This window comes from Acinetobacter sp. CY17 (assembly GCF_059515825.1).
In genome coordinates this window covers 21,612-36,405 of record NZ_JCAKMX010000004.1, presented here as the reverse complement: position 1 = coordinate 36,405, position 14,794 = coordinate 21,612, and the positions used below count along the sequence as shown (strand labels likewise).

The 14,794-nt window shown below is 40.7% G+C and carries 16 protein-coding genes; 13 read left to right on the top strand and 3 right to left on the bottom strand.

The window, feature by feature from the left end:
* The 3 genes from dapF (at position 1) to AC5YCI_RS04185 (ending at position 2,314) form a co-directional block, all read left to right on the top strand.
* Positions 1–846, top strand: a complete 846-nt coding sequence (gene dapF / locus AC5YCI_RS04195) for a diaminopimelate epimerase (protein ID WP_496128219.1) — start codon at positions 1–3, stop codon at positions 844–846.
* Between the two features lie 46 nt (positions 847–892).
* Positions 893–1,813 (top strand): tyrosine recombinase XerC, encoded by a 921-nt coding sequence (locus AC5YCI_RS04190; RefSeq protein ID WP_496128220.1) that lies wholly within the window; start codon positions 893–895, stop codon positions 1,811–1,813.
* A gap of 132 nt (positions 1,814–1,945) precedes the next feature.
* Entirely contained in the window at positions 1,946–2,314 is a 369-nt protein-coding gene (locus tag AC5YCI_RS04185; protein WP_496128221.1) for a hypothetical protein, read from the top strand.
* A 40-nt stretch (positions 2,315–2,354) separates the two neighbouring features.
* Here the strand turns inward: AC5YCI_RS04185 and AC5YCI_RS04180 are convergent, their stop codons facing one another.
* Positions 2,355–2,843, bottom strand: coding sequence for an Lrp/AsnC family transcriptional regulator (locus AC5YCI_RS04180; RefSeq protein WP_122899692.1), 489 nt, complete (start codon positions 2,841–2,843; stop codon positions 2,355–2,357).
* Positions 2,844–2,955: 112 nt separating this feature from the next.
* Between AC5YCI_RS04180 and AC5YCI_RS04175 the strand changes: the two genes are divergently transcribed.
* The 8 genes from AC5YCI_RS04175 (at position 2,956) to serC (ending at position 11,653) form a co-directional block, all read left to right on the top strand.
* Positions 2,956–3,561, top strand: a complete 606-nt coding sequence (locus AC5YCI_RS04175; RefSeq protein WP_496128222.1) for a LysE family translocator — start codon at positions 2,956–2,958, stop codon at positions 3,559–3,561.
* A gap of 449 nt (positions 3,562–4,010) precedes the next feature.
* Positions 4,011–4,760 carry an electron transfer flavoprotein subunit beta/FixA family protein gene (locus AC5YCI_RS04170; protein ID WP_496128223.1) on the top strand — a complete coding sequence of 250 codons (750 nt, stop codon included), beginning with the start codon at positions 4,011–4,013 and terminating at the stop codon, positions 4,758–4,760.
* A gap of 15 nt (positions 4,761–4,775) precedes the next feature.
* Complete coding sequence (locus AC5YCI_RS04165) at positions 4,776–5,708, top strand: FAD-binding protein (protein WP_496128224.1); 933 nt, start codon at positions 4,776–4,778, stop codon at positions 5,706–5,708.
* A 307-nt stretch (positions 5,709–6,015) separates the two neighbouring features.
* Positions 6,016–8,952 carry a DNA gyrase subunit A gene (gene gyrA / locus AC5YCI_RS04160; protein WP_496128225.1) on the top strand — a complete coding sequence of 979 codons (2,937 nt, stop codon included), beginning with the start codon at positions 6,016–6,018 and terminating at the stop codon, positions 8,950–8,952.
* Positions 8,953–9,014: 62 nt separating this feature from the next.
* Positions 9,015–9,416 (top strand): DUF3887 domain-containing protein, encoded by a 402-nt coding sequence (locus tag AC5YCI_RS04155; protein WP_496128226.1) that lies wholly within the window; start codon positions 9,015–9,017, stop codon positions 9,414–9,416.
* A gap of 126 nt (positions 9,417–9,542) precedes the next feature.
* On the top strand, positions 9,543–9,890 hold the full coding sequence (locus AC5YCI_RS04150) for a hypothetical protein (RefSeq protein ID WP_496128227.1): 348 nt from the start codon (positions 9,543–9,545) through the stop codon (positions 9,888–9,890).
* Between the two features lie 43 nt (positions 9,891–9,933).
* Positions 9,934–10,401 carry a hypothetical protein gene (locus tag AC5YCI_RS04145; protein WP_496128228.1) on the top strand — a complete coding sequence of 156 codons (468 nt, stop codon included), beginning with the start codon at positions 9,934–9,936 and terminating at the stop codon, positions 10,399–10,401.
* 169 nt (positions 10,402–10,570) lie between these two features.
* A complete protein-coding gene (serC, locus tag AC5YCI_RS04140; RefSeq protein ID WP_496128229.1) occupies positions 10,571–11,653 on the top strand; it encodes a 3-phosphoserine/phosphohydroxythreonine transaminase in 1,083 nt (360 codons plus the stop codon).
* Positions 11,654–11,693: 40 nt separating this feature from the next.
* Here serC and AC5YCI_RS04135 read toward each other — a convergent pair whose 3' ends face one another.
* Complete coding sequence (locus AC5YCI_RS04135) at positions 11,694–12,623, bottom strand: hypothetical protein (RefSeq protein ID WP_496175264.1); 930 nt, start codon at positions 12,621–12,623, stop codon at positions 11,694–11,696.
* Positions 12,624–12,850: 227 nt separating this feature from the next.
* Here AC5YCI_RS04135 and AC5YCI_RS04130 point away from each other — a divergent pair, with 227 nt between their 5' ends.
* Both AC5YCI_RS04130 and AC5YCI_RS04125 read left to right on the top strand, forming a co-directional pair.
* Positions 12,851–13,321, top strand: a complete 471-nt coding sequence (locus tag AC5YCI_RS04130) for a YaiI/YqxD family protein (RefSeq protein ID WP_168401668.1) — start codon at positions 12,851–12,853, stop codon at positions 13,319–13,321.
* The gene (locus AC5YCI_RS04125) at positions 13,321–14,232 is read left to right on the top strand and encodes a DMT family transporter (protein WP_496128231.1); all 912 of its coding nucleotides are present in this window, start codon (positions 13,321–13,323) and stop codon (positions 14,230–14,232) included. The genes AC5YCI_RS04130 and AC5YCI_RS04125 overlap by 1 nt, the downstream gene beginning before the upstream one ends.
* Here AC5YCI_RS04125 and AC5YCI_RS04120 read toward each other — a convergent pair.
* Positions 14,212–14,787, bottom strand: a complete 576-nt coding sequence (locus tag AC5YCI_RS04120; RefSeq protein WP_496175263.1) for a PilZ domain-containing protein — start codon at positions 14,785–14,787, stop codon at positions 14,212–14,214. The genes AC5YCI_RS04125 and AC5YCI_RS04120 overlap by 21 nt on opposite strands.
* Positions 14,788–14,794 lie beyond the last annotated feature (7 nt).

The following is a 14,794-nucleotide window of genomic DNA, read 5'->3' as shown; positions in this document are numbered from 1 at the left end:
ATGTTATTAGAATTTACCAAAATGCATGGTCTAGGCAATGACTTTATGGTGGTGGATTTAATTAGCCAGCGCGCTTATTTAGATACGCTCACCATTCAGCGTCTGGCTGATCGTCACTTTGGCATTGGTTTTGATCAGTTGCTTGTAGTCGAGCCACCTGATTTACCTAACGTCGACTTTAAATATCGCATTTTTAATGCCGATGGTTCTGAGGTTGAGCAGTGTGGTAATGGGGTACGTTGTTTTGCACGTTTTGTGCATGAGCGTCAACTGACCAACAAAACCAAAATCAAAGTACAAACCAAAGCAGGTATTGTCGAACCAGAACTCGGTGCCAATGGCTGGGTGCGGGTGAACATGGGTTATCCTAAATTCTTACCAGAACAGATCCCATTTATGGCCGATGCTGCTGCGCCTTTGTATGAACTTGAAGTAGCCAATCAAGAACACCTCACGATTGATGTGGTGAATATGGGCAATCCGCATGCAGTGACGATTGTGAATGATGTGCTGACTGCTGATGTGGCCGGTTTAGGACCACAAGTAGAATCACATGCGCGTTTCCCACAACGAGTCAATGCTGGTTTTATGCAGATTATTAACGAAAAATCTGCTCGCTTACGCGTCTTTGAACGCGGTGTGGGTGAAACCTTAGCCTGTGGTACGGGGGCTTGTGCGGCAGCTGTTTCAGGCATGCGCCGTGGTTTACTGGGCAATTCGGTAGAAATCGAACTGGCTGGCGGTAAGCTGCTGATTGAATGGCAAGAAGGCGATGTGGTATGGATGACCGGTCCAACTGCAAATGTCTATGAAGGTCGACTTGACCTGAGCTATTTCCAAGGTTAATGGTGTTAAGCCGGTAAATTTACCGGCTTCACTTTTTTGAGGCATTATGTTCGATCCTAAAGCATTACTTGGCCTTTGGCTGACTACACGTGAAGTGCAGCAACAATCACCGCATACCTTAGTGGCCTATCAGCGTGATGTCAGTGATTTTTTAGATTTCTGTGCGCAAAAAAACTTAAATCTCACTGATTTGGAAAGTAGTGATTTACGTGAATATGTGGCTGAAAAAATTGAACAACAACAGTTGAGTAGTAATAGCATTCAACGCTTACTCTCTGCGATTCGCCAATTTATGAAATGGGCGGTAGAGGGCGATCATCTGCAACATAATCCGGCGGCAGATTTTCAAATTAAACGCCAGCCCCGTGCTTTACCGGGTATGCTCGATATTGAAACGGTCAATCAAATTTTAGATCAGCCTGCGCCAACTGAGCCCCAACAAGCCTTGCTGTGGTTACGTGATAAAGCCTTATTAGAGTTATTTTATTCAAGCGGTTTACGTTTAGCTGAAATTCAAAACCTCACCATTAAAGATCTCGATTTTAATCGGCAATTATTAAGAATTACCGGTAAAGGCAATAAAACCCGTATTGTGCCATTTGGTACCAAAGCCAAAGACAGCTTATTTGCATGGTTAAAAGTATATACCCAATTCAATGCTGAGTTTGGCCCGCATGCGCCTGTATTTGTCAGTCAGCGAGGTACAAGTTTAGGTGCCAGACAAATTGAAAATCGAGTGAAATATCAAGCACAGCGTGCCGGGGTCAATATTGATTTGCACCCGCACTTATTAAGACATTGTTTTGCTAGTCATTTACTCTCCAATAGTGGTGATTTGCGTGCAGTGCAAGAGATGTTAGGCCACACCAACTTGACCACCACGCAAATTTATACCCATGTGGATTTTGATCGTTTGGCCCAAGTCTATGACCAAGCACATCCACGCGCCCAGCAACAGAAAAACTAAACCGTGCTTGCGTGTCGCTCTGTTAAAGTCAAGATTATTTTTTAAACTATTGTCGAATAATAAAACAGCACAATTTAAGCTATAAAGAGCAGCAGAATTTAAGATTATTTAAAGTGTGTATAGGCAAGCAGTATGATTGCGGACATTGAACAAAAATATCAACAACTCAGCCCAAGACAAAAAGAAATTTTTGCAGGCTATGGTTTACGTCAAATTAAACATTTTGTTGAAATTACGCTGCCTAAACTTGAAGCTGCCTTACCCGCTGCTGCTCAAGTACAAGGCCTAAATGCTGAAGGTAAAGCACAAGCCATAGATATTACTGGTCAAACCTTTTTATGGATTTCGGATCAGCAATGGCAAGCGCGTCCTGTGGTCAAAGGTGAGATTGATTTAAAAGAAGATTTCTTAGCTGTGTGGCAAATTTTTCATTTAAGCCAATATGACTTGATTGATTTAAGTCATGTGCATCGTGATTTTTTAGCGGCCAAGCAAGCTTAAAAAAATGCCCTCAGGTTTGAGGGCATATTTATACAAGTACTTAATCCAAAGGCAATTGAAAACTCTGTTTAATAATTTGACTCGGTAAATCCGTTTTAACACTGGTAATACCATTTTTCTTGGTCAAATGTGTCGATTGAAACTTACGATAACTTTCTAAATCGGGCACCACCACTTTGAGCATGGCATCGCATTCACCTAAAATAATATAGCATTCCATGACTTGCGGTAATTCACGCATCGCCTCAATAAAGGTGTCAATGGTTTCGGCATCTTGTCCCACCAACCAAATCCGTGAGAATAAAATCAGTTGTAACCCGACTTTTTGTGGGTCAACCACTGTGGTGTAACTTTGAATCACGCCCGCTTCTTCTAAGAGTTTGACGCGACGTAGGCAAGATGAAGGCGACAATCCAATTTCACGGGCTAAATCATTGTTTTGAATACGGCCGTTATTTTGCAAAGCCTGAATGATAGTTTTGTCTATCCTATCTAACTTTACTGAAATATGTTTAGGAGAAAGCTTCATAAAATAGAAGAAAATTCGAAAAATAAGTCTTATTATAGAATAATTGCAATCCTATTTTGTAGTAATTCACAGATACTATTTGTGTTTTCTAAAAACAGATAGGAAGAAGGACATGTCTGTATTTGCATTATTTGCCTTAACGGTAATCCCTTTAATTTTTACACCTGGACCAGATATGCTGTTTATCTTGTCACAAGTGCTGGGTAAAGATGCAAAAGCGGGCATGATGGCAACGGTTGGGGTGTGTTGCGGCTACTTGGTACACTCTATTTTAGTGGCGCTTGGTATTGCTGCAATTATTGTATCTTTCCCGATTTTATTTGAAAGTATTCGCTGGTTAGGGATTGCCTATCTTTTATATTTATCCTTTAGCTTAATCAAATCAGTGTTCCAAAATAAAAATTTACGCATTGAAAATAAAGCTGTAGCGAGCCCGATTAAAAAAGGCTTTTTTACCGCGCTGTTAAATCCTAAAGGCATGTTGATTTATTTTGCGATTTTACCGCAGTTTATTGATCAATCTGCCAACACTGTAACGCAAGGTCTGATTTTATCGTTGATCTTTATTGGCTTAATTTTTGTGGTGTATTGCAGTTTAAGTTTAATCTTTGCCAAGCTGAGTCAAAACACCCAAATCGATGCACGTAAACAAAAATGGATTGATGCGGGTTCAGGTGGTTTATTGGCGCTGGCTGCCACATGGTTGATTATCAACTAACAGCTTTCAAAAGCATGCTCTATACAGCATGCTTTTTTATGGCAAATTCTGAGGGCTTGGCAAAATAAAAAGCCAGTAAATTGACTAAAAAGCATCCAATTTTTACGCATCAGTTTTATATTTTTTGCCTAAAATTTAGTCTTTGGTCTAGGCTTTTAAAAGCTATATTTTTTTTAATAAGCACAGCTGATGTTTAAAATCAGCGAAAAAAATAATATAAATCAAATATTAAAAAATAACAAAAATTGCACAAGATGCTGTCAATTTATCCAGTTAAAAAAAACATGAACGCATCGTTCAGTAAAAAAAGCATCTTTTTATTCAGCTTTACTTAAATGATGCTTGACCGAAATGCCGTGTGCATTGCAAGATAGGGCACCTAAAAAATTTTAAGTGAAAAGTTTTTAACTTTTTTCAATATTTAATTTGCTAAAACAGCCGAGGATTACATGAAGGCTCTTGTTGCAGTAAAACGTGTGGTAGATGCCAACGTTAAAGTTCGTGTTAAACCGGACAACAGTGGGGTTGACCTTACTAACGTTAAAATGTCCATTAACCCGTTCTGTGAAATCGCAGTGGAAGAAGCGGTTCGTCTAAAAGAAAAGGGAACAGTTTCTGAAATCATCGTGGTTTCAGTGGGTCCTAAAGAAGCGCAAGAACAAATTCGTTCAGCAATGGCGCTTGGTGCAGACCGTGGTATTTTGGTTGAAACTGCTGATGACCTTGGTGCATTAGAAGTGGCAAAAATCTTAAAAGGTGTGGTTGCAGCTGAACAACCAGAATTGATCCTTTTAGGTAAACAAGCCATTGATGATGACTCAAACCAAGTGGGTCAGATGCTTGGTGCATTGCTTGACGCAGGTCAAGGTACTTTTGCTTCAGAAGTCAAAGTAGATGGTGCTAAAGTGCAAGTGACGCGTGAAATCGACGGTGGTTTACAAACTGTTGAATTAAGCTTACCTGCAATTATCACAACTGACTTACGTTTGAATGAGCCACGTTATGCGGCACTACCAAACATCATGAAAGCGCGTAAAAAACCGCTTGAAACTAAGTCTCCTGCAGATTATGGCGTAACAGCAACCACTAAACTTAAAACAGTGAAAGTTGAAGCACCAGCAGAACGTAAAGCGGGCGTACAAGTGAAGTCTGTAGATGAGCTTGTAGAAAAACTTAAAAACGAAGCGAAAGTGATCTAAGGCAGGACTGAACTCATGGCTATTTTAGTTATTGCTGAACACGACAACAAAGCGTTAAACGCTGCGACTTTAAACGTTGTTGCTGCAGCACAAAAAATCGGTGGTGATATCACAGTATTGGTTGCAGGTTCAGGCGCGCAAGCGGTTGCAGACCAAGCAGCACAAGTTGCAGGCGTAAGCAAAGTATTACTTGCTGACGATGCAGCTTATGCCAACCAATTGGCTGAAAACGTAGCGAAACTTGTAGCGCAAGTTGCACAAGGTTATTCACACGTTTTAGCAGCGTCTACGACATCTGGTAAAAATGTATTACCACGTGCTGCTGCACTTCTTGATGTGAGCATGATTACAGACATCATTGCTGTTGAATCTGCAAATACTTTCAAGCGTCCAATTTACGCAGGTAACGCGATTGCAACTGTAGAGTCTTCTGAATCTATTGTTGTGGGTACGGTACGTGGTACAGCGTTTGATCCAGTTGCTGCAACAGGTGGTTCTGCAGCAGTTGAAGCGGTTGCATCACAAGGTGACGCAGGCGTATCTACTTTTATCAACGAAGAAATCGTGAAATCTGAGCGTCCTGAACTTGCTGCTGCACGTATTGTAGTATCAGGTGGTCGCGGTGTGGGTTCTGGTGAAAACTACCACACTATTCTTGATCCGTTAGCGGACAAGTTAGGTGCAGCGCAAGGTGCATCACGTGCTGCGGTAGATGCAGGCTTCGTACCAAACGATATGCAAGTAGGTCAAACAGGTAAAATCGTTGCCCCTGACCTATATATCGCAGTGGGTATTTCAGGTGCAATCCAGCACTTGGCAGGTATGAAAGAGTCTAAAGTGATCGTTGCGATCAACAAAGACGAAGAAGCACCAATTAATGCAGTGGCTGACTACTGGTTAGTGGGCGACTTAAATACTGTGGTGCCTGAATTAGTATCTAAAATCTAATTCTACCCAGTAGAAAAAAAGCCCCTGTTTAAACAGGGGCTTTTTTTATGGCATGTGCTTGAGCAAAATGGGTAAGAGAAGCATTTAAAATGCAAAAAAAAATGCAAGTTCAACTCACCAAAATGATCATAAAAAATAGAGAAAATTAACTCAAATTAAGCGCATGACAATCGGCGCAATAGAGCATTTTTATGCTATAATTTACGGCTGATTTTTAGATTTTAGCTTAGTGTTTTTAAGCTAAAAGTTTGCAAGATTTAAGTGATGAATATAAGCCTAATTTGGGCTTATAGAATAAGGAGTATGCATGAGCGTATCGGAAATTAGACCGATTGCCATTGAGGATGAACTGAAGAGTTCATATCTCGATTATGCTATGAGTGTGATTGTATCTCGTGCATTACCAGACGTTCGAGATGGTCTAAAGCCTGTGCATCGTCGTGTGCTATTCGCTATGCACGAATTAGGCAATGATTATAACAAAGCGTATAAAAAATCTGCCCGTGTTGTCGGCGATGTAATCGGTAAATATCACCCGCATGGTGATTCTGCTGTATACGAAACCATTGTTCGTATGGCACAAGAGTTTAGCTTACGTTACCAATTGGTCGATGGCCAAGGTAACTTTGGTTCGGTTGATGGCGACTCTGCTGCGGCAATGCGTTATACCGAAGTGCGTATGCAAAAACTTACCCATGAATTGTTGTCTGACTTAGAAAAAGACACGGTGGAGTGGGAAGATAACTACGATGGCTCTGAGCGTATTCCTCAAGTCATGCCAACTCGCGTACCTAATTTGCTCATTAACGGGGTAACGGGTATTGCGGTAGGTATGGCAACCAACATGGCACCGCATAACATGACTGAAGTCATCAATGCTTGTCTTGCGTATGCTGATAACCCGAATATTTCCATTGAAGGTTTAATGGAACATATTTCAGGCCCAGATTTCCCAACAGGTGGCATCATCTACGGTAAATCGGGCATTGTCGATGCCTACCGTACTGGTAAAGGTCGTTTGCATATTCGTGGTAAATACCATTTTGAAGAAGATGCCAAAACTGGTCGTACCACCATTGTCTTTACTGAAATTCCCTATCAGGTCAATAAAGCCAAAACTATTGAGCGTATTGCGGAACTGGTAAAAGAGAAAAAACTTGAAGGGATTTCAGAACTACGCGACGAATCTGATAAAGAGGGTATGCGTATTGCAATCGACTTAAAGCGTGGTGAAAACGCTGAAGTGATTGTGAATAATCTGTTCTTAAACACGCAATTAGAAAACTCATTTAGCATCAATATGGTTTGCCTAGACAATGGTCAGCCTAAATTGATGAACCTAAAAGATATTATCGCGGCATTTATTCGTCACCGCCAAGAAGTAGTGACACGCCGTACCATGTTCGAGTTGCGTAAAGCACGTGAACGTGGGCATATCTTAGAAGGTTTAACCGTTGCGCTTGCCAACATCGACTCGATCATTGAAACCATTCGTTCCTCAGCCAATCCTGCTGAAGCACGCGAATTGTTACAAGCGGGTGAATGGCAAGCGGGTGGCGTACAAGCACTGCTTGATGCGGCAGGTTCTGTGTCGATTCGTCCTGATGAGATTGAAGGCGAAGATCCACAGCGTCCATTTGGCTTAAATGCCAATGTTTACCGCTTATCGCCAGCGCAAGTTGCTGCTATTTTAGAGTTACGTTTGCACCGTTTAACGGGTCTAGAACAAGACAAGTTACAAGCTGAATATTCTGAAATCTTGGCGCAAATTGCCGATCTAACCGATATCTTAAATGACTTTAGTCGTTTAATGACGGTGATTCGTGAAGAGTTAGTGTTGATTTTACAACAATATGGTGATGCACGTCGTACCGAAATTGTTGAATCACGCGTAGATTTCTCACGTGAAGATTTGATTCCTGAAGAACAAGTGGTACTCACTGTTTCTCAATCAGGTTATGCAAAAACTCAGCCATTGTCTGATTATCAAGCGCAGCGCCGTGGTGGTCGTGGTAAATCGGCAACTTCCATGAAAGAAGATGACTATATTCGTCATTTGATTGTGACTTCAAACCATGCAACCGTGCTGTGCTTTACCAATGTGGGTAAAGTCTATCGTTTACGCGTATTTGAAGTGCCACAAGCCTCACGTGGTGCCAAAGGTCGTCCAATCATCAACTTATTGCCGCTTGAAGCCAATGAAAGCATCACTGCAATTTTACCGGTAATTGACGTACCGAAGAAATTTAAAGTTCGTATTGCCGACTTTAAAGCATTGGTTGCCAATAATGCTGCCAAATTACAGCAAAATGCTGTAGTTGCTACGCACTTTGCAGATTTAAGCCAAGCCTTAACTAATTTTGATGACAGCAGTGATGAATTGTCAGATGAATTACGTTTAGTGTTGAAAAAACTCAGCACTGAACTTGAAGCAGAAACGGCTGAATTTGATGATGCGTTGTTGGCTGAATTTGCCGCTGAAACCATTAACCTACGCAAAAACTACTTTGTGTTTATGGCAACCGCGTCAGGTACGGTCAAACGTGTTGAGTTAGATCAATTTAGTAATGTACGTTCAAATGGTTTACGTGCTATTGAACTCAATGAAGAAGATACCTTAATTGGTGTGGCAATTACCGATGGTGAACAGCAAATCATGTTGTTCTCTAACGAAGGTAAAGCGATTCGTTTTGCAGAAACTGATGTACGTGCCATGGGTCGTTCGGCCAAAGGTGTACGCGGCATGCGTGTGACCATTGGCGCAGCTGTAGAAGACGTTGAAGAAGAGCTCGACCATGATGATGAAGACAGCGAAAGCGCATTCATTAGTCGTATTGTATCTTTAGTCGTGGTGCCTGAAACCGGTGAAGTGCTGTGTGCTTCTGCCAATGGCTATGGTAAACGTACCCCAGTAGATGATTTCCCAACCAAAAAACGTGGTGGTAAGGGCGTGATTGCCATTAAGACCTCAGAGCGTAATGGTGAATTGGTCGGTGCGGTTGCGATTGATATCAGCAAAGAACTGATGTTAATTTCTGATGGTGGTACTTTAGTTCGTACGCGCGCTTCTGAAATTGCGCAAACGGGTCGTAATGCTCAAGGTGTACGTCTGATTCGCTTAGCAGAAGACGAAACCTTAGTGGGCGTTGAAGCTATTGAAGCTGTCGAAGAAGATGAAATTGAAATCGTTGCTGATACAGAGATGTCAATGACTGACGTATCACAAGATGTGACTCAAGACTAAGCTTTGACTTTAAAAAAGGGCGCTTCGGCGTCCTTTTTTCTTTAATTTTTTAGGATAAACCGATGAAAACTCAATTATTGGCATGTGGTGCTGTATTGGCTTTAGCGGGTTGTGGACAACAAGATTTAGCTGATCCAAGCCCAGCGCAAGCCCAAGCTGCCGAAGCCGCTTATCAAGATTTAAGCCAACGTGATTTTGAAAAATTTGTACAGCATTTAGACCCTAAACTACAAGCACATTTTACAGAAAATCCAAAACTGTTAAAGAAATTTGCCAGCTCAATTCCTAAAGAGACAATAAAATATAAGAAAATTATGAGCAAAAGCATGCCAAATGCAGGTGAATATAAAGTCAGTTATGAAATTGCCTATCCAAAAAACTTAGTGCAATACGATGTCAGTTTTGACAAACCTAGTGGCAGCGAAAAAATTACCAATATTAATATTCAAGTGTTTGGTGAATAAATACAGCAGCATTTGCGTGTCATTTACAAAGATGATAAGGTCAAATACTTTTGTGATTTGACCTTTTTTATGCTGATTCAGTTGCCTATACGACAAGCTTGCGCCGTATGTTTGGCATTGTTATGTATGGTCAGTTTAAACTATCTGGGATTTTATGCGCTTGTCCAACTAGGCATTGCGATGACAGCATTGGGTAAATTAGCTTTAAGTTTATTCAGTTTAAGTTTGGGGTTTGGCCTATATGCTAAGCGCATGCGGCAGCAGCCCGAACCTATTGTCATGTTATGGCCTTATGCAATTTTGGTTGTCGTGGCAGATTTATGTACGGGCGATTATATTGTTGATTCTAAAGTATCAACGCAGTGGCACCTGTCCAGCATCATTTTAAGTGTAGTGATGTGTGTAGGATATTGGGGGCTACGATATTTCATACTGCGTCATATCCACAAAAATAAGCATTCTAATCTGCCATGAATACATCTCATCTCGTTTCTTATTATAAAATAGCCTCATTTATATGAATCAGCGACCGCAGCAGCAATCTTTATTTTGGATCAAATTGATCATCATCACCATCGCAATTTTTAGCTGTATTATGGTGGGAGCTTCGATGATTGGTAAAGGCATTCGTTACTGGGAGATTCCTCATACGGATGTGTTCTATCAGGCATTGAGTATTGCGGGATTAGCTCTGACGGCACATTTTTGTTGTGCACTGTTGTATAAAAACACAGCTGATAAAGGTCATCAAGATTTACAGCGTTCATATGCGCGTTTTGCGCGATGGGCTTTGACGCTGAGCCTATTAGATATAGCCATGAGTTTTGGACTAGGTCGCCTCACAGGTCGATCTTATCTAGGCGAAGACTGTACAGGCTTATTTTTTGCTGAACTTTTAATGTTAATTTTACTCTATGGTGCATGGCGATTTTATAGTCAGATGTTACGCCGCTATTGTGAAAAAATTGTCACTGAAAAGCATTAAGATAATCCATGCAAATAAACTTATCTCTTTTTTATTCAAATTATCTCTTGAATCTATATTGATTTTTTAACTGTATTTGAAAAATTAGATTGAAATAATTTTATGCAAGAGTGCACAAGATATGCTTAAATGCCATTTCTATTGTGTTTCACATTGACAAGGAAAAATCATGCGCGCGTACAATTTCTGTGCTGGCCCTGCTGCATTACCCACTGCCGTTTTAGAAAAAGCTCAAGCTGAAATGTTGGATTGGCAAGGCAAAGGCTTATCCATTATGGAAATGAGCCACCGTAGTGCAGACTATGTTGCGGTAGCAGCCAAAGCTGAAGCAGACTTGCGTAAGCTCATGAATATTCCTGAAAACTACAAAGTTTTGTTTTTACAAGGTGGTGCATCGCTACAATTCTCAGCGATTCCTTTAAACTTGTTAGGTAAAAACAGCAAAGCTGATTATATCCATACTGGTATTTGGTCAGAAAAAGCGCTTAAAGAAGCGAAACGTTATGGCGACATTAACGTCATTGAAGCAGGCATTAAAGACAGCGCTGGCAAGTTAGCGATTTCTGAGCAAGATACTTGGAACTTATCTGCTGATGCAGCATATGTACATTATGCGGATAATGAAACCATTGGTGGTCTTCAGTTTAAAAACATTCCTGAAACGGATAAACCATTGGTTGCCGATTTATCATCAAGCATTTTATCGGCACCGATTGATGTATCTAAGTTTGGTTTAATTTATGCTGGTGCGCAAAAGAATATTGGCCCTGCAGGTTTAACCTTAGTCATTATTCGTGATGATCTACTTGATCAAGCTGTAGAGAGCATCCCAAGCATTTTAAAATACTCAGCACAAGCCAAAAATGATTCAATGGTGAATACACCCTCTACTTATGCGTGGTATTTATCAGGCTTGGTGTTTGAATGGTTACTTGAGCAAGGTGGCGTAGAGGCAATCCATAAGGTAAATTTAGCCAAAGCTGAATTACTGTATGGCTATATCGATGCTAGCGATTTCTATGCCAATCCAATTGCCAAAGAATATCGTTCGATTATGAACGTACCGTTTACTTTGGCAAAACCTGAGCTTGAAAAACAGTTCTTGGCTGAAGCTGAAGCAAACAATTTATTAAATCTCGCAGGTCACCGTTCAGTGGGCGGTATGCGTGCCAGCATTTATAATGCTGTACCACTTGAAGGTGTACAAGCTTTAGTTAACTTTATGGATGACTTTGCTAAACGCAATGCTTAAGCCTTAAAGTCAAAAAGCCCAAGTTAAACTTGGGCTTTTTTTATGCAGATTGCTGAATATTGACTTGTAGCCAAATATTACCGCGAATATATTGACCCACATTAAACTTGCTGTATTGCGGATCACGCGTGGCAATGCGAATTAAAGTCGCTTCAGAATTATCTTCACGTAATAGAGTGACGTCATAAAGCGTGTAATCTTGCTGCATAAATTGCATGCTGGTTTTACCTACCACTTGACCTTGGAACCATGCTTCATCTTCTTGACCTAAGGTTTCACCATACAAGTAGGCGACCATCTTAGAGAAATCAACCGTAACAGGTTCCTTATCTTCTTCAGATTTAGGTTGCCATGCTTGAATTTGTTGATGTAAGTCCGCAGGCGCAACACCATCATTGGCCGCTAAAATATCATTTAACGCGCGGTGATGTTTAATTGAGGCAGGGTCATCCACCACCAATTGTTCATGTTCACCAACAGCTTCTAATTCATAGGCCCAAGCATTCAGTTCGGCAATATACGGCTGCTTTGCGTCATAACAATGATGATTGACGCTATATAAACTATCAAAGGCATAGACAATATTGTTATTGCCCAAGTTTAAACGTAATACCGCTTGAGTATTGGTTTTACAGGTAATAATGCGTTCGACTTGTGCTTGCACTTTATATGGGCTTGTAAAACTAGGAAAGGCAGTTTTAACTTTTTTGGGACGATTATTTTCGACATCAATCACTTGATTGATCAAAATATGCGATTGTTTTGGGCCTTGAATCAGCCAAGTATTGGCATCCATATCACACTCTTGCGTGCATAGACCCATCGGCATCACAGGCGCATCCAGCGCAAGCCCCATCCATTTGGGCACATCGCTGCTTGGATTTTCGGTAAGTAAATTCCAATGCTCAACATGGCTGCCAAAGTTTTGATCTTCAATGGTGATCATTTCTGGTCTATTTTGATTTTTCATATGCACAATAGAACTTTGAGTGGTTTAGTTATTTAATCGAGGATGATTTAATTTTTTCAAGGGACATGCCTCAAATTTAGGCAAATAAATACAAACGCCTAGCGTATTACTGTACAGATATTCTAAAACATTGCCTCTTAAAATCTGGTTTAAGCTTAGCTTAGCTCAGCGCGACCGCCACAATTTTGCTACACTAAGCTTTGAGTTTTTAAATTTAGGATGCGGCAGTGCTGCCATTTAAATTGTGGGTTGACGCAGATGCATTACCTAAAATTTTACGTGATGTGATTATGCGTGCCTCAGACCGTCATCAGCTTGAAGTGACCTTTGTGGCCAACCAAAATGTCGGCATTCGTCCGTCACTACGAATTAATTCCATTCAAGTGATGAGCGGTGCCGACCAAGCCGATAAAGAAATTATTGAGCGTATGAAACAACATGACATTGTCATGACTCAAGATATTCCACTTGCGGCACAAGTGATTGAAAAAGGTGGAATTGCGATCCATCCACGCGGTGAAATTTATACTGAGGCCAATGTTAAAGCGCGCCTACATTTACGTGATTTTATGGAAACCTTACGTGGTGCAGGCGTACAAACTGGTGGACCACCGCCTTTATCCGAGCGTGATAAGCGTGAATTTTCCAATAGCCTAGATCAAACCATTTTTAAGCAAAAACGTAAGACCGCGCAGTAATGGCCAATTTAAGCAAAAGCAATTTAATCTTGACCTATGCCTTATTGGTATTTATTTGGTCGACCACGCCTTTAGCGATTGTTTGGAGTGTGGATGATCTACATCCGTTATGGGCATTGGTGTTACGCTTTTTTATTGCTTTACCTTTAGCCGCTGTATTAATGCTGGTTCTTAGGCAAAATTTTCCTCTCAATAAAGTCGCGCTGCATAGTTATTTAGCCGGTGCTTTTAGTTTGATTGGTTCGCAATTTTTTACTTATATGGCAACCGCCTATTTAAGTTCAGGTCTGATTGCGCTGATGTTTGGTCTAGCACCGATTATGGCAGGTCTGATTGGACTGAGCTTTTTTAAGCAAAAACTGCATCTCATGCAATGGCTTGGGATGTTGATTGCCTTATTTGGCTTAAGTTTAATTTGCTTTGCAGGTGAAAATCAGCATGTTCATCCCATTGGTATTGCCTTAATGCTGATAAGTGTCTTGAGCTATGCGGCTTCGATTTTTTGGGTCAAAAAAGTCAATGCCATGCATGTTGCCCCAGTGGCACAGGCCACAGGTTCGATTTTAGTTTCGACCCTCATGGCCTTATGTATCTTGCCGTTTATTTGGCAATATGCACCAACTGCTATGCCAAGCCTAAAGAGTATTGGAGCCTTGCTCTATACCGTGATTATGGCATCTTTAATTGCCATGTTTTGCTACTTTAAATTGGTGAAAAATATTAAAGCCACCACCTTATCCTTAACCACGGTCATGACGCCGATGTTGGCTATTTTTTTGGGTGCATGGCTGAATCAAGAAAAACTCTCTTTGATGGTGTTTGTTGGTGCTGGAGTATTACTGTTCGGTTTAGCGGTATATTTCTATCGTGATTTTAAAACCAGTCGTAATTTACAACGAAAAATCGGCTAAATTTTTTTCAATACATTCAGCAAGTTTAGCTCGATCTTGCGCTGAAATAGTCACAAAATAGGCACCATTACGATATTGTCCATCGGCTTGCAATTGGCTATAGATCACTTGCACGCTGGCGGCAATATGAAAAAAATTCTCAGCATGACTTAATGTGACATGCAAATAGCTACCTTTGCTAATTTCTTCACGGCTATAAAAGCTTAAGCCTGTTTCAGAAAAATTGACTCGCTCAGGGCTAGGTAACATGCTTTGTACAATAGAATCGTATAATGCGCCTGTAAATAAGTTTAATTTTTGATTGAATAAGGATAAGATTTTAGCAATTTGTTGATCTTTTTCAGTTAATTTACTCAGCTCAAATGTCAAAGCATGATCAAACTGATCCAATTCGGCTTGCAGTAAAAAGTAACGCGGTAAAATGAAATTGGCAGCATAGGGATCAGCTAAGGCAGCAGCTTCAGAAATTAACTGATAATTTATTCTTAAAGCGGCATCAATACGAGACATCACGCGACGCTCAGTGCGCTCGTGTTGAGGCTGAATATTTTCCATGATTATT

Coding starts and splice junctions, on each gene's coding strand:
- dapF (WP_496128219.1), top strand. CDS start 1: ATGTTATTAGAATTTACCAAAATGCATGGTCTAGGCAATGACTTTATG.
- AC5YCI_RS04190 (WP_496128220.1), top strand. CDS start 893: ATGTTCGATCCTAAAGCATTACTTGGCCTTTGGCTGACTACACGTGAA.
- AC5YCI_RS04185 (WP_496128221.1), top strand. CDS start 1,946: ATGATTGCGGACATTGAACAAAAATATCAACAACTCAGCCCAAGACAA.
- AC5YCI_RS04180 (WP_122899692.1), bottom strand. CDS start 2,843: ATGAAGCTTTCTCCTAAACATATTTCAGTAAAGTTAGATAGGATAGAC.
- AC5YCI_RS04175 (WP_496128222.1), top strand. CDS start 2,956: ATGTCTGTATTTGCATTATTTGCCTTAACGGTAATCCCTTTAATTTTT.
- AC5YCI_RS04170 (WP_496128223.1), top strand. CDS start 4,011: ATGAAGGCTCTTGTTGCAGTAAAACGTGTGGTAGATGCCAACGTTAAA.
- AC5YCI_RS04165 (WP_496128224.1), top strand. CDS start 4,776: ATGGCTATTTTAGTTATTGCTGAACACGACAACAAAGCGTTAAACGCT.
- gyrA (WP_496128225.1), top strand. CDS start 6,016: ATGAGCGTATCGGAAATTAGACCGATTGCCATTGAGGATGAACTGAAG.
- AC5YCI_RS04155 (WP_496128226.1), top strand. CDS start 9,015: ATGAAAACTCAATTATTGGCATGTGGTGCTGTATTGGCTTTAGCGGGT.
- AC5YCI_RS04150 (WP_496128227.1), top strand. CDS start 9,543: ATGGTCAGTTTAAACTATCTGGGATTTTATGCGCTTGTCCAACTAGGC.
- AC5YCI_RS04145 (WP_496128228.1), top strand. CDS start 9,934: ATGAATCAGCGACCGCAGCAGCAATCTTTATTTTGGATCAAATTGATC.
- serC (WP_496128229.1), top strand. CDS start 10,571: ATGCGCGCGTACAATTTCTGTGCTGGCCCTGCTGCATTACCCACTGCC.
- AC5YCI_RS04135 (WP_496175264.1), bottom strand. CDS start 12,623: ATGAAAAATCAAAATAGACCAGAAATGATCACCATTGAAGATCAAAAC.
- AC5YCI_RS04125 (WP_496128231.1), top strand. CDS start 13,321: ATGGCCAATTTAAGCAAAAGCAATTTAATCTTGACCTATGCCTTATTG.
- AC5YCI_RS04120 (WP_496175263.1), bottom strand. CDS start 14,787: ATGGAAAATATTCAGCCTCAACACGAGCGCACTGAGCGTCGCGTGATG.